We start from the raw sequence: 20,618 nt of genomic DNA, 5'->3' as shown, positions 1-20,618 counted from the left end.
CGCCGCTCAGCCTGCCGCTCGCACCGCCGAACGATAAAGGTCTGCGACCGCTGCGATGTCGGCGTTCAGGCCGGAGGATGCCGCCGCGGCGTACCGGCGCTGGACCACCGCGGCCACCGGCAATTCCATATCGGCCTGGTGTGCGAGGTCGAGCGCCAATCCCGCGTCCTTGACTCCGAGCGCGGTGGCCCACCAGCCGTCATGTGAACCGGTCAGTACACTCTCGAATCGGTTCCGCAGCGCGGGCGCGACCGCTGGGCTGGCGCCGAGGAGATCCCGCAGTTGATCCTCCGAGACGCCTCCCGAACGGCCTACGGCAAACGATTCGGCGAGCGCGACGACTCCCGATAGCAGCAATAGGTTGGCCGTCAGTTTGGCGACGATCGCAAGCGGCGCGGTGTCGTAACGGCGGTTGTCGTCCGATAGCGAGGAAACCATCGCACCAAGGCGGTCGATAACGCTGTCACCGCCGCCGAGCAGGAACACCGCCTGCCCGGCGGTCACTGCCGCGGGGCTACCGACGACGGAAATGGCGACGAAGCGGTCAGGGAAGGACGCCGCGAGCTCGCCGCTGAGTGTCGGTGAGATCGTGGAGCTGTCGATGTAGATGGTCCTCGGATCGATCGATGACCGCAGTTCCCCCAGCGCGACCGCCCGGACCGCCGGATCGTCGGCCAGCATGGTGATCACGGCATCCGCCCCGGCCACGGCGTCGGCGATGGTCGGTTTTCTTCGGCGCCCGCGGAAAGAAGTTCCCTGGCTTTGCCTTTCGTCCGATTCCACACCGTCAACCGGTGCCCGTCCTGGAGCAAACGTTGCGCCAGCGCCCGGCCCATCCGTCCCATACCCAACACCGCGATGTCCATATCGGTCTCCTTGCTCGTGAGAGTTCTTTCGGAGCGACTCGGCGAGCCGCGCATACCAACGTTCTCGCGCGCAGGTGCGCGGGTCATTGCCGCTACCTGGCGATTAGAGGCTGCCGCTAGCTGGAGTAGCCGGCACATGCTGGCGGTCGGCCGTTTTGCTCGTTGTCGGCACAGTGGCCGGTGCTGGGCGGGAATCGGCTTCAGCAATGGAGTTGGCGGGATTGCCGATGTGACCCCCGCTCATCACTGCGCGGGGGTCACATCCGCACTGTTCGTCGTCGCTTACCTCCCGCAGTCGGTGAGGGATTGGCAACGTATACGTGGGTCTGCGGACCGTGGCGCGCCGCCTTCGCCGCCGCTGTTGCAGCGCTATCGGCCGCCGCGGCGTCCAGGCCTGGTCGGGCCGGCGCTACAAGCTCGAATGTTCGGCTGTCACACGCTCTCCGGTGACGGTCCGGAGACCGGCGTTGCCCCCGACATGATCTCGTCGATCTCGTCGAGGTCGGCATCGCTGAGTGAAACGTCCACCGCACCAAGGCTGTCTTCGACGTGGTCGACCCGCCGGGCGCCGACTATCGCGACATGGACGGCCGGGTTCGCCAAAGTCCAGGCAATCGCCAGCTGACTTACGGTGACTCCCCGCTCGGTCGCGAATTCCTGTAGCGCCTGCACCGTCATCAGATTCTGGTGGTATTCGGCACCATGGAAGACCGTGCTCGTGCTGCGCCAGTCGTCATCGGCGAATGTCGTATCCGCAGTTATAGTCCCGGTCAGCAAGCCGTGCGCCAGCGGTCCGTACACGAGAACAGCGATGTCGTTCGCCTGGCAATAAGGAAGCGGGTCTTCCTCGATGTCGCGCCGGAACAGGTCATAGGGCGACTGCAGAGTCTCGACCGGAAAGGTAGCGGCGAACTCCGCCATCTGGGCCGCATCGAAATTGGACACCCCGACGTGGCCGATTTTGCCTTGGGCGACGAGGTCGGCCAGGACACCCGCCGTTTCGGCGATCGGCACCGCCGGATCGGGCCAATGCACCTGGTAGAGGTCGATGTGGTCGACGCCGAGTGCGGCCAGGCTGGAGTCGACGCCCCTGCATTGCCAGTCCCGGCTGGCGTCGCGGACCAAGCCGGTGTCGGTCCGGCGCAAGCCGCCCTTGGTGGCCAGTACGAGTTCGTCGCGATGGCTGACGAGTTCGCTGCCCAATGCTTTGCCGAGGAGCAGTTCGGACGCGCCGAAACCATACGCCTGCGCGGTATCGAAGAAGTTGACGCCCAGATCGCGGGCACGGCGGATCGCGGCGATCGCCGCATCCTCGTCGAAGCGGCCCCAGTCGCCGCCGAGTTGCCATGTACCGAACGCGATCCGGGAGACGTCGAGTCCACTTGTTCCCAAAGTCGTTGTCTTCATATCGCTCTCCAGATCTCTCGATAGGGACGTTGTCACTGTCACTCTTCGGTGGGCGCGTTGTCGCCAACGCCAGCGCCCATCGCCACCTCCCGGCAGCAGGTATCCGAAGTACGGCCGGCAGCCCTCGATCAAGCGAGACGTCGCGGCGCGCGGAGGAAATTTGCAGGTGGCATCAAGGCGGATCTGTCCGCTGACGCTGTGAAGGAGCTTCTGCGCGACCGGGGCTTGGCGCCGGATCGGGTCAGCGCGCCTCGAGGAAGGTGATCACCGCGAGCACACGGCGGTGATCGTCTCCGGTTTCGGGCAGGTTCAGTTTGGTAAGAATGCTTCGCACGTGCTTCTCGACCGTGCCCTCGGTGACCCACAACCGCCGTGCGATACCGGCATTGGAACGACCCTCGGCCATCAACGCCAGGACTTCCCGCTCGCGTGTGCTCAGCGCCGCGAGCGGATCGTTGCGTCGTCGGGCCGACACCAGCTCGGTCACCAATACCGGGTCGACAACCGAGGCACCCTTGGCGATTCGCTGGAGTGTGTCGAGGAAATCCTCGACATCGGTGACCCGGTTCTTGAGGAGGTAGCCGACGCCACCACCGCTGGCCAGCAGCTCCATCGCGTGCTCCACGTCGGAGTGCGCCGACAGGACCAGGATGCCGGTTGCCGGAAGCTCCGCGCGGATCTCCCGTGCCGCGTCGAGACCTTCGGTGGTGTGCGTCGGTGGCATCCGGATGTCGACGATCACCAGGTCGGGCGCGTTCGTCCGAACCAGCGTCAGCAGGCCCGCCGCATCCTCGGCCTGACCGACGACATCGAGCCCCGCCTGCGTGAGCAGACTGGCCAGACCCGCGCGGAGCAGGACATCATCATCGGCCAGGAGCACCCGCAGCGCCGTCGTCACTGGATTCTCGCCTCCTCGATCCGTGGATCCGGGCCGAGCACCTGTTGCTGGGGACGGTACCGGCGTGGTGGCTGAACGCGACTACTTGGAATGAAGCTCGGCGTGGCAAGTACATCGTGCGCGGACATCAGGTCGACTCGCTTCGCACGGCGGTCTCGATCTTCTCGCCGGTCGCCTTGTCGATGTGCTTCCAATACTCGAAGGCGCGTAGCAGAACCGGCTCCGATACTCCGTTGCGCAGATGGCCCGCGACATTGGATACCAGCCGGTCGCGGGCGGCGTCATCGAGCACCTCGCGGACCATGGTGGCCGCCTGGCCGTAGTCGTCGTCCTCCGCGTGCAGCGTGTACGCGGCTCGGACCATATCGCCGTCGCTGTGCCAGCGCGCCTCGGCGGCGCGCAACGGGTCGGCCTGCGGCCCGCCGTAGGAGTTCGGCGCATAAACCGGGTCCGAGACGTTATTGATTCGCATCACGCCGTCTTTGGAATAGCTGTGCACCTCCGCCCTTGGTGAGTTCACCGGAATCTGTTTGTAGTTGACGCCGAGGCGGGCGCGATGTGCGTCGGCGTAGGCGAAGCCGCGCGCGAGCAGCATTTTGTCCGGGCTGAGGCCGGTGCCGGACACCTGATTGTTGGGTTCGAACGCGGCCTGCTCGATTTCAGTGTGATAGTCGGTGACGTTGCGGTCCAGTGTCAGGCTCAGCATGTGCGCCGATTCCGGAACCAATGTCCAGAAGTCCCACTGCATGTCGTTGTCGCGGAGGTTGTTCGCCGCGCGGCGCTTCTGGGAGCGGATGAAGTGCTGGAACTTCAACGGGTCGCGAATGAAGAAAATCGGTGTGTTGTTGCCGACGATGTCGAGATTGCCCTCCGATGTGTAGAACCGCAACGAGAACCCGCGCGGGTCGCGCCAGGTATCGGGTGTACCGCGTTCACCGGCGACGGTGGAGAACCGAATCAGCGTGTCGGTCTTGGTCCCCGGGGCGAACACCGCTGCCCTGGTATACACACCGACGTCGTTGGTCACCTGGAAATGACCGAATGCGCCGCCACCCTTGGCATGCGGTTGCCGCTCCGGGATTCGTTCCCGGTTGAAGTTGGCGATCTGTTCGATCAGGTAATGGTCCTGCAGCAGGATCGGACCGTCGGGCCCGACGGTGAGTGAAAGCCCGTCGCTGGGCACTGGGATACCGGCATCTGTTGTCGTCGGCTCGGGCACTGCGTTGCTCATGTGAATTCCTACTCGTGTTGGTCGAACGTCTCGGCGAAATGGTCGGATATGCAGGTGGAATCGACGCCCGGATCAGCTATTTGTCATCGGGGTCGAGTCCCAAGGAGGCGACCCCGGCCGCGACGCCGCCGATGACCTGCGCGACCAGATAGACCCACAGCGTCGGCCAAGCGAAGACGTTCATCACGCCAGCGCCGACGGTGACCGCTGGGTTGAACGCACCACCGGAAATGGAGCCGACCGCTATCGCGCCCGCCACCACGGTGAAACCGATCGCCAGGCCGTAGAACGAATTGACCGGATGGCTTTTGCTGGTGGCGACATTGAGCACGACGTAGCAGAGCGCAAAGGTGAACAGCAGTTCCACGACAAATGCCGCGGTCAGTCTGTGGCCAGACAGCGTCATTGTTGTGATCGGCTGTATGGGGTCGACGAATGCCCGCACCACCACGGCGGCGAGCAGTCCTGCGCCGAACTGCGATATCCAGTACGCCGTCGCATCACGCGGGCCGATTCGACGGCGCACCAGCGCCGCAAGGGTCACCGCGGGATTGTAATGCCCGCCCGAGAGATGGCCGCCTGCATAGATCATCACCATCAGGGCCGCCCCGATGGCCAGCGGGGTCAGCGGGCTGTGGCTGCCGACCGCGGATCCGACCGTGAAGACCACAAAGAAGGTCCCGATCGCTTCGACCGCGTACTTCACCGCAGACCGAGGAGTGGCGGGCGCCTCGGCGACGTCCTGGACGATAACCGGAATCGATGATTGTGCTTTGACGATATTCATGGCTATCAGAATTGCGCCGCGGGCAACGAGAGTCGCCACCGCTGACGCCCATCGCCAATTCCTGCCAGCGGTAGTCCTCGCCCGCCCGCCAGCTGTAAATCGGGTGGTCGCTCCGGTCCAGAGCAGTTCCCCGAACTGGCGGTAGCGGGTGGGCAATCTTTCCGGGTGGCAGGTGCCGCGAATGGGCGACAGCCATGGCGACATGAGTTCATCGACTGGCGATGCTGTTAGCGGACGGGGAACGAGGCACAGGTCGAAGCCACCTACCTGCGCACCACGGTGGCGGCCAAACATCATGGCCACCGCATTCCTCGGCCGTTCCGCTACCGCTTGCCCCGATCGATCGGGGCCCATCACGAAATGGGAGCAACCATGTCCACCACGTCGATCTTCCACACCTCCGCAGTCAACGGCTCGGGATTCCGCGCTTCGCCGCAGCTGCGCGTCAACCTGCAACAGGTCCTTATCGATCTCGTCGCATTGCATTTGCTGGGCAAGCAAGCGCACTGGAACGTCGTCGGCACCAATTTCCGCGACCTGCACCTGCAGCTCGACGAAATCGTGGACATCGCCCGCGAGGGCAGCGACACCATCGCCGAGCGGATGCGAGCACTGGACGCGGTGCCCGACGGACTGCCCGAGACCGTTGTCACGACGACAAAACTGAAGACATTCCCCCGCGGCGAGCAGAACACCGCTGCGGTGGTCGAGCTGATCAGCGACCGGCTCCGCACCACTGCGAGCACGATGCGCGCCGTACACGATGCCGTCGACGCCGAGGACCCGTCGACGGCGGACCTGCTGCACGCCCTCATCGACGACATCGAGAAGCAGCGATGGATGCTGAGCGCCGAGAACCGCACGGCCCAGCGGACTCGATGAGCACCGGTCCGGCCGTGCGCGTCGCGCGGTAACGCCTGGTGCGAAGCATCCGTTAGCGGGGGAATGTGCCTGTTCGTACCCGCAGTCCGAGGCGATGGTGCTGAGTTCGTCGTCGCCTTCGTATAGGCGTGTGAGGGCATGCTCGAAGCGGATCACGCGACCCCTAACCAAGCCGATGCTCAGCTCAGGCTTGTTCACCGACCGTATCCATCCGATGCCCGTCATGGCTTGGAACAATCTGACGTGCTGTCCTACTAGCTTTCGCAGCTTTGTGACAGTAGAACCGGATAAGCCCACCGCATCCGATGCGACCGCTGAAACCAGCGCCGCACGATCGGAAGAATGGAGGTGAAGTGCCTATGGCGACACCGACGTCGCGAGCGACGAACGCCGCATCGACGCTGTCGAGACTCCGGCTGGCCAGCATCGACCAGCCGCGAAAGACGTTGGCAGACCTGGCACCGTGATCCGGCCGCACCTCCCCGCCGACCGAGCACGCCGAGGATGCCCACCACGTGCCTGCCGATCCGAGTCGGCGGCAGCAGACGGAACGGGTCTCCGACCCGCTCGACACCGTCGGGGCCCGTGCGTCAGCGCCTCCCACGAAGACCGGTGACGACCGAACCCAATAGTTCGGCCGCCGAAAGGGGTATATCGCTAGGGTTGTTCGGCGGGAGCGGCGTGAAATGCATTGAAAGGCAGCTCGATTCCCCTGGTCATGTGCAGCGGATTTCGCAGACATGCCTGTCGCCGGATACGTTGGTATCCGTCAATCAACGAGCGATTTGTTGGTAGGCGCGAATACCCCTGAATGAGCCTCGAACCGTCGCAGACCGGTCCGGGGCTCATTCGGATTCTGAGGTCGGGCGGTGAATCATGAACGATGAAAGTATTGCTCAGAGTGAGATCGGCCGAATTATCGGCCCGGGCGAGAATATGCTGTGGACCGGACGGCCGAGGCGGGGGTTGGCGCCGGTAGGTGGTCGCGAGTCGTAGCGTGTGGCCACCGCCCGCCAGTGCTCGGCCTTGTTGAAGGCGCGTTCGATTACGTTGCGCCGCTTGTAGAGTTGCGCGTCGAAACGCGGTGCCCGACCGCCGGTTCGTCCCTTGCGTTTGCGGTTGGTGAGTTGATCGCGGTGTTCAGGGATCACGGCTTGAATGCGTTTGCGCCGCAACAGGGTTCGGTTCGCCGCCGCGAGTAGGCGTGGTCGGCGATCACCACCTCGGGGTTGCGTCGTGGTGGCCCGCCTTCCAGTCGTGGCACCGCGATCGCCTTCAGCAGCGGCGCCAGCATCGGCGAGTCATGGGCCTGCCCGGGCGTGAGCAGCACGGCCAAGCCGCGGCCGCCGCCGTCGGCGGCCAAGTGCACCTTGATGGTCAGCCCACCAAGGGAGCATCCGATGGCGTGGTCGGCCGGTTCATAGCCCGGTCACCGCATCGTTGCGCGCTCCAGCGGCGTGCTGGTGTGCCCGCACGATCGTCGAGTCGATCGAGGTGATCCAGTCCAAGTCGCCGGTGGTATCGGCGAGGGCGACCAAGGCGGTCAGCACCCGGTCCCAGGTGCCGTCGGCGACGTAGCGGCGGTGGCGCTTCCACACCGTCTGCCACCGCCCGAAATGCTCGGGCAGGCGGCCATGAGGATCTTGAAGTAGAGCGCCCGACCGGGTCGGTGTGGATGGTGATCACGTCGCTGCCGCGCACAGCTCGTTCCGGGTTTCTGTCAGTTGGTGATCAGCGGGCTAGTGGAACGTTGGTTCCGGAAAGTCCTATCCAGTGGAGCCGCGCACAGCTCGTTTCGGGTTGCAAGTTTTCTGTCAGCCGGTGATCAGCGGGCGAGCGGAGCTTTGGTTCCAGAAAGTCCGATCCGGTGGATCCGGAAACCCGCCTCCACCAAACCCGAAGGAGAACCAGTCATGCCGAATGTGTTTGTCGATCAGATGAAGTGCGTGGACGAGACCGGTTCCGGCGCCACCGAGTGGGGGTCGGATGACGTCTACCTGCTGTCGTTCCGGGGCAGCATCCCGGCCGGTGTCAACCTTGCCTCGCAGACGGAGTTCACGGTGACCGGACCCGGGGGCTTCTGGGACGTAATGGACGATGGCGACCGTCGCACCCGCGACGTCGCGGTCGCTGCTTACGACCCCGGGGCCGTGTATGTCGTTCAGTTGATCGAAAAGGACGACGGTCGCGATGTAGATGGCGATGTGACGGCCTTCTACCGGAGCACCCTGAATCTGGTATGGACCGGGGGTCTGGCGCGCACGGTCGGCCAGGCGCCGGACCAGCGGGCTGATGCGCTCGCCGGGAACATCTCCGATGCGCTTCGGGGCCTGAACACCGTCTACATGAATTTCCCGAAGGGCAACGACGACCCTATCGGTCGGCCGCAGCGCCTGTCTCTGCCCACGCGCCATACGACCGCGGTGCACAACTTCAGGGGCGATAGCGGTCATTACCGGGCCACGTTCAAGGTGGCCTGATGTGAATGCGGACGGCGCCGTATCGGCCTCTGAGCGATACGGCGCTGTCTGGGCGGTGCCGTTACCAGGCACTCCGGTGACAGCCGCGCTGCACCCGCGGTGACCCTCACGCCCGAGGGTGCAGCGGTCCGATCCGATCCGTACATCGAACTTCGAGGAGAAAACTATGACGACCCGATGTCGCCGACCAGGGCGCCTGAGCGAAACACGGGCGCAAGGGAGGGACCAAGTAGTGGAAACGAGTAGTCGACCACCCGTGTTCGCGGGAGCGGATTGTCGCACGATGGTCGGGCAAGCGAACGTGGTGAACCGGCCCGCGAAGTCGGTTCTCGTGTCCCTCGTGGTGGTCGCCGTTGAGGCACCCGCCCTGGTCGAAATACATGGCCAGCCGGACGCAGGCGTCGAGGATCGGGAGATGTCATGTCGAATCTGAATTCGGATCCTGGTCGACCCGGCTACTACGGGTACCCGCAGTACGGGCAGCCGCCGATGTCGCCTTCTGTTTGGCCGCAGACCCTCCCGAGGCGGGAGTATCCGTATGCGTCGTGGTGGTCTCGAGTCGGCGCGTACTGCACCGATGTCGTCGTGGCGGTGGTGCCGGCCGTGATCGTCGCCGGTGTTGGGCTCGTCATCGCCACCGAGCCGACGAGGGCCGCGCGGGAGGAGTTCGGTCCGTCCGCGGAGGCCGAACTCAACTGGCTGGGAGTGGTGATCGCGGTGCTCGGGTTGTTCATCTACCTCGCAATCGCGGTATCGAACCAGGTGATTGCGCAAGGCAGGACCGGCCAGTCCCTCGGTAAGAAGTGGCTCAGGATCGCAGTGATCGAGGAGGCCACCGGGCGACCGTTGGGGCCATCTCTCGCCCTCGCCCGATGGGGTGCCCAATTGACGATCAATATCGTCGGGAACTACTGGCTTTTGGGTATCCCGGGCCTGCTGAACAGCCTGTGGCCGCTGTGGGACGTCAAGCATCAGACCTGGCACGACAAGGTCGTTCATTCGGTTGTTGTGAGGATTCGTGCTCGCGAAGGAGGAGCTTTTGTTCGGTCCGGTGATTACAGCGGCTGATCTGGTTGCATCTGGATACATTCAGCGAAACGGCGAAGCTGGTTGCAGCGTCGACCAGTGTGGTACCCGGCACCGACGAGGTCGAGGTGGAGGTAACCATGCCGCAGATTGACGTTCGTGTCCTCGGACCTGTGCAGCTGCTCGTCGATGCGCAGCAGTTGCTGGTAGGCGGTCGCAAACCACGGGCCATGCTTGCGATGCTGACCATCAATCGGCAGCAGGTGGTGTCGACGGAAGCCCTAGCGAACGCGGTATGGGACGGCAACCCGCCCAAGGCGTACACCAATAGTTTGCAAGTGTTCGTCTCCAGACTGCGCAAACACTTGGAGTCGGCCGGGGCCGACCCCACCATCCTGCGCACCGTCGCCCCCGGTTACCGCCTCGACATCTCCGATGCCGAATGCGACGTCGGACGATACGCATCGGCCCGTCAGGCCGGCAGAGCGGCCAGCAAATCCGGCGACCCGGCCGTCGCGGCGGCGCACCTCCAGCGCGCACTCGACCAGTGGAGCGGCACGGCGTTGGCCGATCTGCTCGGTATCCGATACACCGACGATGTCTCGACCGCGATGGAGGAGGAACGCCTCAGCACGGCGTCGGAACGGATCAGTGCGGATCTGCTGTGCGGCAAGGCCTCCGACGTCGTCGGCGAACTGCGGACGCTGACCGACGAACATCGGTTTCGGGAACGGCTGTGGGGGCAGTTGATCACCGCGCTGTACCTGTCGGGCCGACAGGTCGATGCGTTGGAGGCGTGCCGCAGGGTGCGGGCGATCCTGGCCGACGAATTGGGAATCGACCCGTGCGCGGAGCTCGTCCGGTTGGAGCAGCAGGTGCGGCGGCAGGAACCGATACTTAGGTCGGAGCCAGCCGCCACGATGCAGGCCGAGACGCTGCTCACCACGGTGGCCGAGATCCCGCGTACCCACCGCAGTGGGCGGTTGCGGTTCGACGACGGCCGCATCCGCACGGTCCCTCCGAAGGGTTTGAGGATCGGGCGCGGTCCCGACAACGATCTGAAGCTGGACGATCCGAAGGTCAGCCGCCGCCCCCACGCGCAGATCATCCCCGAACGCGAAGGCCTGGCGATCAAGGACCTGCACTCGAGCAACGGTGTCTACGTCGACGGCGCACGCATCGAGCTCACCACCCCGCTGTCGACCGGCACCGTGATCCGGATCGGTTCGACAACAATGACTTTCGAAGAAACATGACCGCTGTGTAGTGCGCTGCACCCACCGCGCAACGTTGGTGCGACGGCCGTGTGCCACACGCCGTGCGGCACGAACAGCGACTCGGCAACGCCGCCGATCGTCGGTCCGAAATCAGCGAGTTCGGCGACAACGAGACCGCAGGATCTGCCCTGGCATACTGCCGGCGCGTCTCAACGCCGGATTCCGGTCCAACGGGTGATAGGAACCGGAAATGCAGGGACTTCATCGGGTATAGAGCCGCACCTGCGACTCGCCGGTCCCGTTCCTTATCGGGTCGGTGTAGTCCGGATCGATGACGAGGGTGTACTCGCCGTCGACCGGCAGGGCCGTGGTGTCGATGGAGGCGCTGCCGTGGATGCATCCGCTCGCGATCTCCTTGCCGACCGGGTCACGCAACGACAACTGGGAACACCCATAGGAGGGCAGGGTCGACAACGCAACCTCGACGGACACCTTCTGCCCCTTGGTGCCGGCGAACCGGAACCGGCTCACGGCGCCGGGGGTGTCGATCCTGCTGGTGACCGGGGTCCCGTCCGGGGAGATCGCCGCGTCCTGGTCGACAACGGTGAACAGCCGCACCTGCGACTCGCCGGTCCCGTTCTTTATCCGGTCGGTGTAGTCCGGAGCGATGACGAGGGTGTACTCGCCGTCGACCGGCAGGGCCGTGGTATCGATGAAGCCGCCGCCGTCACTGTGGATGCATCCTTCCGCAATCTTCTTGCGGACCGGGTCGCGCAACGACAAGGAGCAGCCGGACGGCAGGGTCGACGAGGCAACCTCGACGGACACCTTCTGCCCCTTGGTGCCGGCGAACCGGAACCGGCTCACGGCGCCGGGGGTGTCGATCCTGCTGGTGACCGGGGTCCCGTCCGGGGAGATCGTCACGTCCTGGTCGACGACGGTGATCACGCGCACTGTGGCTTCGCCGGTGGCGTCGTTCGACGGATTCAACACCACGGCGTATTCGCCGCTGGCCGGTAGTGCCGTGGTGTCGATGAAGCCGCTGCCGTCACTGTGGATGCATCCTTCCGCAATCTTCTTGCGGACCGGGTCGCGCAACGACAAGGAGCAGCCGGACGGCAGGGTCGACGAGGCGACCTCGACGAATACCTTCTGCCCCTTGGTGCCGGTGAATGCCAACTCGCCTGTGTCACCGGGTTTGGTAATGCTGAGCGTCTTCTCGACAACCTTGCCGTCGGGCCGCGGCTGCGGCCAGATCGTGTAAACCCCCACCCCGAGAACCAGCAGAACCACCGCGATCGCTGCGGCCGTCGAGCGCCTCCGCCACCAGGGCGTCGCCGGTCTCGAGCGCAGTGCCTGCCGCGCCGCTGCGACGAGTTGTCGACAACGCGTCGAGAAGCCATCGCCACGTTTCGTGGAAGTGTGGTCCGGTTGATCGGCCACCGTGACGGGCAGCGGTGTCGATGGTGTCGCATCAGTGGGGTGGTCGAGTACGGCCGAGTCCAGGGCTTGTCGGGCGGCCGCGGCGAGGGCGCCACAACTCGGTGGACGATCATCGGGGTTCTTCGCCAGGGCCTGCTCGATGACGCAGTCGAAGGCGCTGGACAGGCCGTTGTCGCGGGCCGCTGGCACCCGGCTGGGCTGTGGGATCGGTGCCTCGCGGTGCGCATGCGACTGTTGCTCCTTCGTACCCGGATAGGGCGGGGATCCGGTGAGCAGGTGGTACAACGTGCAGCCGAGGGAGTACACGTCCGCGCGAGCATCGACTGCGGTGAAGTTGAACCGTTCCGGCGCGGTGTAGTCGAAGGTGGCCAGCAGCATCCCTTTGCTGGTCAGCCCCTGGGTGTCCTCGAGCGTCTTCGCGATGCCGAAATCGGCGACGACCACCCGCTCGTCCTGACCGCCAGCGGGTTGGCTGAGCAGGATGTTGGCAGGTTTGACGTCACGGTGCAGGACACCGTGTGCGTGTGCGTAGTCGAGCCCCTTGGCGGCCTCGGAGATGATCCGTACCGCCCGAGCGGCTGGTAGCGCACCGTCTGTCCGCACCGCTGTGGCAGCGTCGCCGCCGTCGATGTATTGCATCGAGATCCATAGCTGGTCGTCTTCGCTGCCGCGGTCATTGACAGCGACGATGTTGGGGTGTTCGAGCTGGGCTATGTGCTCGGCCTCGCTCAGAAACCGCTTACGAGCATCTTCGTCGGCGCTCTCCAGCAGTTTGAGCGCGATGAATTTCGGCAAATTGGGGTGGCGGGCCAGGTATACCGCGCCCATGCCACCAGCGCCGAGCCGGTGTTGGATCTCGTAACCGGCGAACATCTGACCCGGGCTCAGTTCCCGCATGCATACCATTCTCGCCCATGCCGCCACCGTGCACGATGGTTGCTAGAACCAGCGTCGGCAGTGAGTGTGCACTGAACGGATGGCTTGACCAGCAGATACTTCCATATCCGTTGGATACTTCGCAATTGCTGAGGGAATCCGGATCAGCGGGCGATCCCATCCTTGGTTCCAGAAAGTCCGATCCGATGGAGCCACGCGCAGCTCTTTCCGGGGTTGCCAGCGTTCTGCCAGCCGGTGATCAGCGGGCAATCCGATCCTTGGGTCACATTCAAAAGACGGAGACGAACCGCGATCCAGGAGGCCGGTTCCGATCCCCACGAAAGGTGAAAAGAATATGTCTTGGCATCTGTGCAAGGTCGATAGCGTCGGACCTCAAGAGAACGGCGAGGTCCTCATCAAGCTGGACGATGAGGGCACTGACTGGGCGGGACCACGGTGGTTCAAGACCACCGATGCGGTCCGGAAGGACATGCTCTCGGTGGCCTTGGCGGCCATTCAGTCGGGGCTGCCGGTCCGCACCATGTTGGCGGCAACGGCGGAGTACAGCCGGATCGACCGGCTCTACATCCAGCGGCCCGCCTAGGGGCATGGGCCTCTCAGCCTCCTTCGAAGCAAGAGGCTGAGGGGCCTTGCCGGACATCGCGCGCAACTGCATCTACACGGCGGAGTCGACACAGCACCAGTTCCACACCGTCGAGATCCAGACCACCTCGGATTGGTCCGCTTCCATGGAACCGGAACGGTTGCCAACCGAATGCCCGATCCGGCCGAAGCGTCCGCACCCGGAATTGGATGTCTTTGCCCGGCGCATGCGGACCTTCGGACGGCGCCGTCCACACAACAGCCATCACCTACGCCCCCTGGAGAACGATCCGCGATGACCGATACGCACTCCGGCGAACTACCGACGATCCTCGATCACATCGTCGCCCACCTCGACCCGAGCGGATGCGGCCTCCTCCCTGGCGGGGACAACTTGCCAGGAACCGAACCAGCCGACATCAACTGGGCTTCCGGCGCCATCGATGGAATCAAGGCCCAGCATCTGGGTGCCGCGCATCCCGAAGTCACTACCGCGGAACTCATTCCGCTCATTGATGCCGCGATCAGCCATGGGCTAGGTCCCCGAGAGTATGGCCGCCTCTACGACCGCGTCCGACTGCCCAGCGTTGGTTCCTACCTCAACCCGCTGCTCGACGCCATCTACTCCTCGACACTGCTGCCGGAAGATGTCTGCGGGCTCGGTCGCCGACTGGCCACCACAGGCCGACACGCCGAGCCCGTGAAACTGGGGATCGCTCTGCTGAGCATGGTGCCGGGCACCTCGGACCGCGACCTGCTGCTCACACTCGGTCGACACGAAGAGCTGACCGGATATGTCGCCGCTGCCATCCAGCGCATCGACCCCGATCCCGAGTCGACTCTGTTCGGGTTGGCGCGAGGTGTCGACGGGTGGGGCCGTATCGAAATCGTCGAGATGTTGGCAGGAACAACGCGAGTCGACATACAGGACTGGTTGGTGCGCACCGGTTTCCGCAACACGATCATGTACGAGTACTTGGCGGGGATCGCTGCAACGACAGGCCACCTTCTCGACCGCCTCCGTGCGACCGAGCCCGACGACGAACTGATCGACTCAGCCGCAGACATCATCTCCGCGCTCATCCGCGGTGGCCCAACAATTGGCATCCATGGCGTCGCCGACGCACCACAGCTTGTGGAGGTCATGCTCGACATTCTCGAAAGGCGAGGACGCCGCCCGGCCCACTTCGTCGTCGTCGAGGAAATCGACGATTTCCTGCGCTACCTGGATGACGAGACAGGATCCGATCATGACTGGCCCCAGCAAACCTGTGACCGCCTGATGGATACGTGTCGGCGAATCATGGACCAAGGTCATTGGCCCGCCCTGGCAGCCGCCGACCTAGCGGCCCAGGATCGCCAGAAGTTCTGGGCCGCCGAACACACCGCTCGGGCTCTCGGCATGGAAACATTCGATGCCCAAATGCGCCGTCTTCGGACCGGTCTCGACTGGAGCTGGTCCGCAGTGATGGAGTTGGCTGATGACGCACGAATCGACAGCATCCTTGCCCTAGCTGAGCACTCATTCCCGCTGGACACGATGGCAACCGGTGCATTGTCGCGGCTGGACCCTGGTCCCCTCTGGCGCATGCACACCGAGCTGGGTTCCATCGTGGCCTGCCTCGGAAAATTCCACGGCCGGGGCTGGTCGCTCATAGCCGTTGGACTTCGCAGTCCCCTGCCACGGGTACGGCTTGCGACGGTCACAACATTGAATAAGTGGCCAAGTCACGACTGGCCCACCCAGGCAGCAGACCACCTCCGCGCCGCGGCATCCGTAGAACCCGACGACCGGATCCGACGGTACATGGAAGAAGTGCTCGCTCATCCGGGCCCGGCGATACTTCAACTCCGTATTCGCCCGCGTCGGCGGTCGCGTCCCCGGCAGGTCGGTTGGCAGTGAGGGGGCTCGGCGCGCAGGCTCGGGCCGCCCGAATAGATCCGCCGACCACGACAGGGACAAGGGAGAATCACCATGACGGATGAACGCATCGACAAATCCGACCTGATCCGAGGCGCTGCGAAAAGCACTCGCATCCTGACCGACTGGCAGGAGCCGTGGTTGCTGAGCACTGACGCGGTCTGTGGCCGCAAAGGCTGGAGTGTTCGGTGCCGGGTAGGTCGGGAAGCGTAAGCAGCGCAACATGATTCGCTTCGACGTGACTGCCGGACGTGGGACTGCCGCCGCGTGATGGCAACATCGCCAACGACTGTGGCGGTCGACACGGCAAAGACGGCATTGATACCGCGCCGAAACCAGCCATCCCATTGCCAGCGCTGACTCGGGCGCGATGCGCCCGCACAAACTGCTGCAGTTGGAGTTTCAGTCGGCGGACGTGACGACAACTCCGGTGGTCTGAATCTTCAATGGCGGCCGCGGATGTCGGTTAGGGATAGCAACGGGTCCACAATCGCCCACTGCGCTGTCAACAGCACGCGAATCGTGACCACTTCTCGGGGTCAGTGTTCACGTGCTGCCGACATGCACGTCGGTCATCGACGAAAATCGGTACACATTGCGTGGAAGCCCCACCGTCCCCGTGCGAGTCAGGCAAGACGAGCGCACGGCGGTAAGCGATGACGGCAATGGTCCGGGCACGAAGTGAACAACCACCTCAGGCACTCACGGAGTTCGCTTCGGGCAGAAGGTGTGCCGTCTGCCGACCTGTTTCTCGGACGCATCGCGTGCGATATCGGCCTGATCCGTCGGTCAGAACTGCGGACCGCTGCCACACTGCACCGGCACCGGCTGCCCCGGATCCAGCGCGTTGAGGATCATCGAGTCCACGCTCGGGTCGTAGGCCATGCCGCTGTGCCCGACCGGGTCGTCCGGGCACTGGTCCTGGACGACGATGTCGGTGACGCCCGGCTCGTCTATGGCCGCGGTGGAGGGCGGGGACACCATTGAGTCGTGTTCCGACACGATGGTGGTGTAGCGAATGCCGGTTCGGGCGATCGGGCCGTCGTTTAGCCGGGCCATCGCGGCCGAGTCGGGGGAGACGTCCTCGCAGATCCCGCATATGCCCGCGACCAGCGCGCGTAGCCCGAGCTGTGTCGCGTCGGCGACCACTCCGCCGGTGATTCCGTGCGTGGGTGGTGCCAAGGCGATGAGTGCGCCGATCTGGTCAGCGGCTGCGGGTTGGGTCTTGGCGAGGTAGAGCGAGACGAACGCGCCACCGGAATGGCCGACGAGGTCGACCTCGGCGGCACCGGTCTCGGCGCGCACCTTGTCGATGAAGGCGGAGACCTGCGGCACGGACACCGACATCCCGGCGAGGCCGCCGTCGAAAGCGTTGGTCCCGCCGTAATTCAGGGAGTACACGCAGTACCCGGCATTCGCCAGTTTCGGCCCGATGTGGGCGAATCCGTTGTACTGATTGGCGGGGAAGCCGTGCACGAGCACCACCGGCTGCGGATGGGCCGCCGACGGTGTGCACGGCACGTTCACCCCGGGCGGCGATTGCGCGGGGTCCTGCCCGGAGGCCACGAACCAGACTTCGCGGGCGATCATCTCCTCGAAAGTCGCCTCCGGTTGCGGACCGGCGGCTGCGGCAGTGCCGGGCGCAACGGCGTTCGGTCCCACGGCAATCAAGGCGGCGGCCAAGATGGGGCCGACGTATCCGCGTGTTCCCATATCGAGCTCCCAGGAACGAACGAACTTCTCTCTAAGTCTAGTCCTACAAAGTCCCTGGATGCTGGTTCGGGGAGGCCATCTCCGCACCGTTGACCCCGACCGCGGACCACGGTGGAAGAAGGCCAGCGTCGATCCACTGCCATGGGTGGGCCGCCGGGCGGTGGACCAACGATGGCAGGAGGAAATGAAGCGATCCGTGAGACCAACGGAAGTGCCCACGACCATGTATTGATGTGCGCCTCGTGCACGTGACCGGCGATGGCTCGGCGCCACCACAACCTGTTGGCCGGGCGGGTCCGCGACCTTGTCCCCGCCGTATAGCGCTGCGGCAGAAAGCATTCCGACAGCGGTGCCGGTGCCGAGGAGCTGCCCTGCTGACAGCAGGTCCAATGTGCGGTGCAGGGGCACCCACATGCGTTGGCCAGTCTCCTCGGCATCGGTGGGCGCGCCGAGCTGGCGTGGATCGCGGCCGATGTAGATGAAATGCCGAGTTTCGACCAGTCCCGGCATCGGTTCGGGGTCGGCCACGAGCTCGAGTTGTCCGGCCTCGAACCCGGTTTCCTCGAGGAGTTCTCGGCGTGCGCATGCCGCCGGTTCCTCGTGCGGATCCACGATGCCGCCCAGCGACTCGAATCCGACTTGTCTCACGATCCAGCGGTGTCGGCGAAGTTGCGGGCACGCCGACGCTCATCGATGAGCGTCACCGTCGCTACCGAGTTCAGTCGCACCGTGTGGTGTGAGCGATCGACGCCGTCGGGTGTGGCGATCTCGTTCCGCGAGCTCGATATCGACGAAGTGAATTTGGTGTGGTCCGCTACCTACGCCTCGGCTGGATCAGCCTGTGTAGGTTCGGTATTGGATATTCGCCTGCAAGCGGCCGAGGAGGCCGGCTGTATGCAGGATCCAGAGGCCGGTCGGGATCCACTTCCGAGTGAGCGGGTTCAACGGGTTGCACACGATCGCGATGAACAAGGTGATCAGGGTCGCATGAACGGGAATTCGCGGGCAGCCCAGGGGCCGGTGTTTGATACAGACCTGGGCGTAACTGAAGCCGTAGTTCAAGCACTGGCGCCAAGCGCCGGAGAAGTCGCGGCGGAGGCGGTAGGCGATCAGGGCACCAGGAGCGTGGCCGAACCTGAGACCGGCCTGCTGCACACGCCAGGAGATGTCAACATCGTCGGCACCGATCGTGAGGTCTTCGTCGTAGCCGCCGATCTTTTCAAAGGCGGTACGCCAATAGGCCGTATTGTTCCCATTGGCAAAGGGCATCCAATGGGTGGGAAAACCCTGCTCGGGGGGCGGTGCCGGGCGCCAGGTGGCGGAGTTCCGGTCGTTCAGCGTGAGGGTTTCGACAGCACCGCCGACGGCGTCGAAGTGGGCGGCGGCTTCCACGATTGTCCGCAACCACTGGGGGTGAACACGGTCGTCCTGGTCGACGAAGGCGAGGAAGTCGCCATCCGCAACCGCCGCCGCGTTGTTGCGGGCGAAGGGTGCGCCCGGCTTGGCAGAACTGTCGACGTATCGGAGGCGCAGTTTCTCGGTAAGCGGGTGACCCGAAATATGCTCGAAAAGGCCGTCTTTGGATCCGTTATCACTCACCAGTACCTCGAACGGGGCGCTGTAGTCCTGCTCTGCCAGCCCGCTGAGCTGTTCGTCGAGATCGGGAAGCCCGTTGTGGACGGGGATAATGATGGATACAAGCTCGGGAGTCCGAGGCGCTGAGGGGAAGTCACGCATGGGGTGGAGCATTCGCAATCTGGTCGGGCGGCCGTCCCGGTGCCGGGAGCTTTAAGGCCGGATGATGACCAGCAAAGTATCGGCGAAGCCGGTTAGCTGCGCTACCGGAACGCCACATTGAGTTTGTCGGGCGATGAACAATCCGGGCCATTGTGTATCTGCGTAAGCGGTCAGTCGGGCGGCACCCCTTACCAACGGTCCCGTTCGACCGAACGCAGCAGTCCGCGAGGCCACTCGCCGCCTTATTGCCGAACTCAGCCGACCCTGAATCATCGCAGCGCGCCGCAGGCATCTCGTCCCAGGTGCACCAGTCGAGCAGACGGCCACCGGGATTTGATTCCACCGACCTGGTTGAAAAAGAAAGTGGACGCCCAGATCATCGCAGGGATCGCGGATGTCGCGGACCCAATCGAAATTCCGAGGGCGGTATCCCCGGCCGCTTTCACCCCCACGATCTGCCATACCGGACGTGCGCGCGCCCCAAGCGGCCCCTGATCTGGCACTCTCCGATTGCGCCGCGGACGCTATCCGCGGATTCGGCTCAATTCGCGGGAGCCACGCGGAGTTTGGGATCGGCGCCGGGTGAGTGCAGCGGGGTGAGCACGGTATCCGGGTACACGACTTTCGTGCTCGTCCAACGGAAGTCCAGTTCGTCATCGGTGGGGAACCACCAGATCGCAGCCCGCAAGGGGTTCCCGCCACGAAGAAACAGGTAGTAGGCCGTTGTCGGCTTGTCGTCGTTGTATGGACCGGGCAAGTTCTGCCAGCACATTCCGGGGGTATTCGCGAGTTCGTTCAACTTGTCGGCTTTCATGCCCGGCGTAACGACCACCATGGTGTCCCACTCGTCCTGGAGACCGGCGGCTCGGGTGATCTCCACCATCTTGACCGGCACGTCACCGGAAGCCGCATTCCTCGCGGCGGTCAGCAGAGTGAAATCGCCACTTGGCGATGATCCGCCCGACCGCACGTCGAACGAAGCACGACATTCACTGCTCGCGGTCTCCCGGTTATCAGCGGACCGGTCCGGCCCGCATCCGGCAGCGAGCAGCACCGGTACCAAACCGGCGGCGAGGGCCAGGGCTGCGACTCTCATCAGATGATCACTTGCTCCCGGGTAGCGGAATGCCGACGCCAGCTGGCGATCCGGTCATCGCCTCGGTCACCCGATTGCTCCAGGTGATCTGCGGTGCGGGCAGTTGACTGCCATCGGCGTTCGAAGTCTGGATGACTGCTCTCGATGTGAGGGGTTGCGGCGACCGAGTCGTTTTCGGAGGATGTGGTCCCGTTCGGTGACGAGCTGGTCCAGTTGGTCAGCTGTGCGGGAAGCCGCAGCGGTGTTGGGGATTACGCGGCCGCGGTGTTATGCGATCCTGCGGGTGAGGGGCATGGTTCGCAGAATGGACACGACACGTCGTCGATGTCCTGCACGAGGATTCTTAGGAATATTCGACGTCGAGCGGGACGCTCGGCTTGTATCCGGCTGAACCATATTCGGCCTGTTGTCCGCTCTGGCCCTATTGGGCACGAT

The 20,618-nt window shown here is 64.4% G+C and carries 20 protein-coding genes and 1 pseudogene; 6 read left to right on the top strand and 15 right to left on the bottom strand.

Annotated elements, in window-relative coordinates:
- Positions 1 to 6: 6 nt before the first annotated feature.
- From ACQP0C_RS27300 to ACQP0C_RS27275, 6 genes are all read right to left on the bottom strand, one after another.
- Entirely contained in the window at positions 7 to 708 is a 702-nt protein-coding gene (locus tag ACQP0C_RS27300) for an NAD(P)-dependent oxidoreductase (protein ID WP_433724436.1), read from the bottom strand.
- Positions 687 to 866, bottom strand: a complete 180-nt coding sequence (locus ACQP0C_RS27295) for an NAD(P)-binding domain-containing protein (protein ID WP_433724434.1) — start codon at positions 864 to 866, stop codon at positions 687 to 689. Before ACQP0C_RS27295 ends, ACQP0C_RS27300 begins: the two co-directional genes overlap by 22 nt.
- Positions 867 to 1,298: 432 nt before the next feature.
- Complete coding sequence (locus ACQP0C_RS27290; RefSeq protein WP_433724432.1) at positions 1,299 to 2,273, bottom strand: aldo/keto reductase; 975 nt, start codon at positions 2,271 to 2,273, stop codon at positions 1,299 to 1,301.
- Positions 2,274 to 2,514: 241 nt separating this feature from the next.
- On the bottom strand, positions 2,515 to 3,171 hold the full coding sequence (locus ACQP0C_RS27285) for a response regulator (RefSeq protein WP_433724430.1): 657 nt from the start codon (positions 3,169 to 3,171) through the stop codon (positions 2,515 to 2,517).
- A gap of 127 nt (positions 3,172 to 3,298) precedes the next feature.
- Positions 3,299 to 4,402 carry a catalase gene (locus tag ACQP0C_RS27280; RefSeq protein ID WP_433724428.1) on the bottom strand — a complete coding sequence of 368 codons (1,104 nt, stop codon included), beginning with the start codon at positions 4,400 to 4,402 and terminating at the stop codon, positions 3,299 to 3,301.
- 76 nt (positions 4,403 to 4,478) lie between these two features.
- Positions 4,479 to 5,189 carry an MIP/aquaporin family protein gene (locus ACQP0C_RS27275; RefSeq protein WP_433724426.1) on the bottom strand — a complete coding sequence of 237 codons (711 nt, stop codon included), beginning with the start codon at positions 5,187 to 5,189 and terminating at the stop codon, positions 4,479 to 4,481.
- Positions 5,190 to 5,561: 372 nt separating this feature from the next.
- Here ACQP0C_RS27275 and ACQP0C_RS27270 point away from each other — a divergent pair, with 372 nt between their 5' ends.
- Positions 5,562 to 6,071, top strand: a complete 510-nt coding sequence (locus ACQP0C_RS27270) for a Dps family protein (RefSeq protein ID WP_433724424.1) — start codon at positions 5,562 to 5,564, stop codon at positions 6,069 to 6,071.
- 1,147 nt (positions 6,072 to 7,218) lie between these two features.
- Here ACQP0C_RS27270 and ACQP0C_RS27265 read toward each other — a convergent pair.
- Both ACQP0C_RS27265 and ACQP0C_RS27260 read right to left on the bottom strand, forming a co-directional pair.
- Complete coding sequence (locus ACQP0C_RS27265) at positions 7,219 to 7,440, bottom strand: hypothetical protein (protein ID WP_433724422.1); 222 nt, start codon at positions 7,438 to 7,440, stop codon at positions 7,219 to 7,221.
- Between the two features lie 49 nt (positions 7,441 to 7,489).
- Positions 7,490 to 7,669 (bottom strand): hypothetical protein, encoded by a 180-nt coding sequence (locus tag ACQP0C_RS27260; protein WP_433724420.1) that lies wholly within the window; start codon positions 7,667 to 7,669, stop codon positions 7,490 to 7,492.
- 315 nt (positions 7,670 to 7,984) lie between these two features.
- On the opposite strand from ACQP0C_RS27260, the gene ACQP0C_RS27255 reads away from it, so the two are divergent.
- The 3 genes from ACQP0C_RS27255 (at position 7,985) to ACQP0C_RS27245 (ending at position 10,833) form a co-directional block, all read left to right on the top strand.
- The gene (locus tag ACQP0C_RS27255) at positions 7,985 to 8,551 is read left to right on the top strand and encodes a hypothetical protein (RefSeq protein WP_433724418.1); all 567 of its coding nucleotides are present in this window, start codon (positions 7,985 to 7,987) and stop codon (positions 8,549 to 8,551) included.
- Positions 8,552 to 8,971: 420 nt separating this feature from the next.
- Positions 8,972 to 9,619, top strand: a complete 648-nt coding sequence (locus tag ACQP0C_RS27250; protein ID WP_433724416.1) for an RDD family protein — start codon at positions 8,972 to 8,974, stop codon at positions 9,617 to 9,619.
- A 98-nt stretch (positions 9,620 to 9,717) separates the two neighbouring features.
- Complete coding sequence (locus tag ACQP0C_RS27245; protein WP_433724414.1) at positions 9,718 to 10,833, top strand: BTAD domain-containing putative transcriptional regulator; 1,116 nt, start codon at positions 9,718 to 9,720, stop codon at positions 10,831 to 10,833.
- Between the two features lie 222 nt (positions 10,834 to 11,055).
- On the opposite strand, the gene ACQP0C_RS27240 is transcribed toward ACQP0C_RS27245, so the two are convergent.
- On the bottom strand, positions 11,056 to 13,134 hold the full coding sequence (locus ACQP0C_RS27240; RefSeq protein ID WP_433724412.1) for a serine/threonine-protein kinase: 2,079 nt from the start codon (positions 13,132 to 13,134) through the stop codon (positions 11,056 to 11,058).
- A gap of 334 nt (positions 13,135 to 13,468) precedes the next feature.
- On the opposite strand from ACQP0C_RS27240, the gene ACQP0C_RS27235 reads away from it, so the two are divergent.
- Positions 13,469 to 13,717, top strand: a complete 249-nt coding sequence (locus tag ACQP0C_RS27235) for a hypothetical protein (protein WP_433724410.1) — start codon at positions 13,469 to 13,471, stop codon at positions 13,715 to 13,717.
- A 318-nt stretch (positions 13,718 to 14,035) separates the two neighbouring features.
- Here the strand turns inward: ACQP0C_RS27235 and ACQP0C_RS27230 are convergent, their stop codons facing one another.
- Positions 14,036 to 14,248, bottom strand: a complete 213-nt coding sequence (locus ACQP0C_RS27230) for a hypothetical protein (RefSeq protein WP_433724408.1) — start codon at positions 14,246 to 14,248, stop codon at positions 14,036 to 14,038.
- Positions 14,249 to 14,443: 195 nt separating this feature from the next.
- On the opposite strand from ACQP0C_RS27230, the gene ACQP0C_RS27225 reads away from it, so the two are divergent.
- Positions 14,444 to 15,619 (top strand): hypothetical protein, encoded by a 1,176-nt coding sequence (locus tag ACQP0C_RS27225; RefSeq protein ID WP_433724406.1) that lies wholly within the window; start codon positions 14,444 to 14,446, stop codon positions 15,617 to 15,619.
- A gap of 807 nt (positions 15,620 to 16,426) precedes the next feature.
- Here ACQP0C_RS27225 and ACQP0C_RS27220 read toward each other — a convergent pair.
- The 5 genes and pseudogenes from ACQP0C_RS27220 to ACQP0C_RS27200 all read right to left on the bottom strand — a co-directional run bounded on the left by ACQP0C_RS27220 (position 16,427) and on the right by ACQP0C_RS27200 (position 20,183).
- Entirely contained in the window at positions 16,427 to 17,350 is a 924-nt protein-coding gene (locus ACQP0C_RS27220) for an esterase/lipase family protein (RefSeq protein WP_433734668.1), read from the bottom strand.
- 402 nt (positions 17,351 to 17,752) lie between these two features.
- Positions 17,753 to 17,998, bottom strand: a pseudogene (locus ACQP0C_RS27215) (NUDIX domain-containing protein); the annotation flags it as partial.
- Positions 17,999 to 18,184: 186 nt separating this feature from the next.
- A complete protein-coding gene (locus tag ACQP0C_RS27210) occupies positions 18,185 to 19,087 on the bottom strand; it encodes a glycosyltransferase (RefSeq protein WP_433724404.1) in 903 nt (300 codons plus the stop codon).
- A gap of 51 nt (positions 19,088 to 19,138) precedes the next feature.
- Complete coding sequence (locus ACQP0C_RS27205; RefSeq protein WP_433724402.1) at positions 19,139 to 19,549, bottom strand: DUF5131 family protein; 411 nt, start codon at positions 19,547 to 19,549, stop codon at positions 19,139 to 19,141.
- Positions 19,550 to 19,628: 79 nt separating this feature from the next.
- Positions 19,629 to 20,183 carry a hypothetical protein gene (locus ACQP0C_RS27200; protein WP_433724400.1) on the bottom strand — a complete coding sequence of 185 codons (555 nt, stop codon included), beginning with the start codon at positions 20,181 to 20,183 and terminating at the stop codon, positions 19,629 to 19,631.
- Positions 20,184 to 20,618: the final 435 nt, after the last annotated feature.

Source organism: Nocardia sp. CA-129566 (assembly GCF_050956075.1).
Taxonomy (GTDB): domain Bacteria; phylum Actinomycetota; class Actinomycetes; order Mycobacteriales; family Mycobacteriaceae; genus Nocardia.
This window is presented reverse-complemented; position numbering and strand designations above follow the sequence as displayed.

Excerpts from the sequence above, each read along its gene's own strand:
- ACQP0C_RS27295 (WP_433724434.1), bottom strand. The coding sequence starts at position 866 with ATGGACATCGCGGTGTTGGGTATGGGACGGATGGGCCGGGCGCTGGCG.
- ACQP0C_RS27290 (WP_433724432.1), bottom strand. The coding sequence starts at position 2,273 with ATGAAGACAACGACTTTGGGAACAAGTGGACTCGACGTCTCCCGGATC.
- ACQP0C_RS27280 (WP_433724428.1), bottom strand. The coding sequence starts at position 4,402 with ATGAGCAACGCAGTGCCCGAGCCGACGACAACAGATGCCGGTATCCCA.
- ACQP0C_RS27275 (WP_433724426.1), bottom strand. The coding sequence starts at position 5,189 with ATGAATATCGTCAAAGCACAATCATCGATTCCGGTTATCGTCCAGGAC.
- ACQP0C_RS27270 (WP_433724424.1), top strand. The coding sequence starts at position 5,562 with ATGTCCACCACGTCGATCTTCCACACCTCCGCAGTCAACGGCTCGGGA.
- ACQP0C_RS27255 (WP_433724418.1), top strand. The coding sequence starts at position 7,985 with ATGCCGAATGTGTTTGTCGATCAGATGAAGTGCGTGGACGAGACCGGT.
- ACQP0C_RS27250 (WP_433724416.1), top strand. The coding sequence starts at position 8,972 with ATGTCGAATCTGAATTCGGATCCTGGTCGACCCGGCTACTACGGGTAC.
- ACQP0C_RS27245 (WP_433724414.1), top strand. The coding sequence starts at position 9,718 with ATGCCGCAGATTGACGTTCGTGTCCTCGGACCTGTGCAGCTGCTCGTC.
- ACQP0C_RS27240 (WP_433724412.1), bottom strand. The coding sequence starts at position 13,134 with ATGCGGGAACTGAGCCCGGGTCAGATGTTCGCCGGTTACGAGATCCAA.
- ACQP0C_RS27235 (WP_433724410.1), top strand. The coding sequence starts at position 13,469 with ATGTCTTGGCATCTGTGCAAGGTCGATAGCGTCGGACCTCAAGAGAAC.
- ACQP0C_RS27230 (WP_433724408.1), bottom strand. The coding sequence starts at position 14,248 with ATGGCTGATCGCGGCATCAATGAGCGGAATGAGTTCCGCGGTAGTGAC.
- ACQP0C_RS27225 (WP_433724406.1), top strand. The coding sequence starts at position 14,444 with ATGGTGCCGGGCACCTCGGACCGCGACCTGCTGCTCACACTCGGTCGA.
- ACQP0C_RS27220 (WP_433734668.1), bottom strand. The coding sequence starts at position 17,350 with ATGGGAACACGCGGATACGTCGGCCCCATCTTGGCCGCCGCCTTGATT.
- ACQP0C_RS27210 (WP_433724404.1), bottom strand. The coding sequence starts at position 19,087 with ATGCGTGACTTCCCCTCAGCGCCTCGGACTCCCGAGCTTGTATCCATC.
- ACQP0C_RS27205 (WP_433724402.1), bottom strand. The coding sequence starts at position 19,549 with ATGGCAGATCGTGGGGGTGAAAGCGGCCGGGGATACCGCCCTCGGAAT.
- ACQP0C_RS27200 (WP_433724400.1), bottom strand. The coding sequence starts at position 20,183 with ATGAGAGTCGCAGCCCTGGCCCTCGCCGCCGGTTTGGTACCGGTGCTG.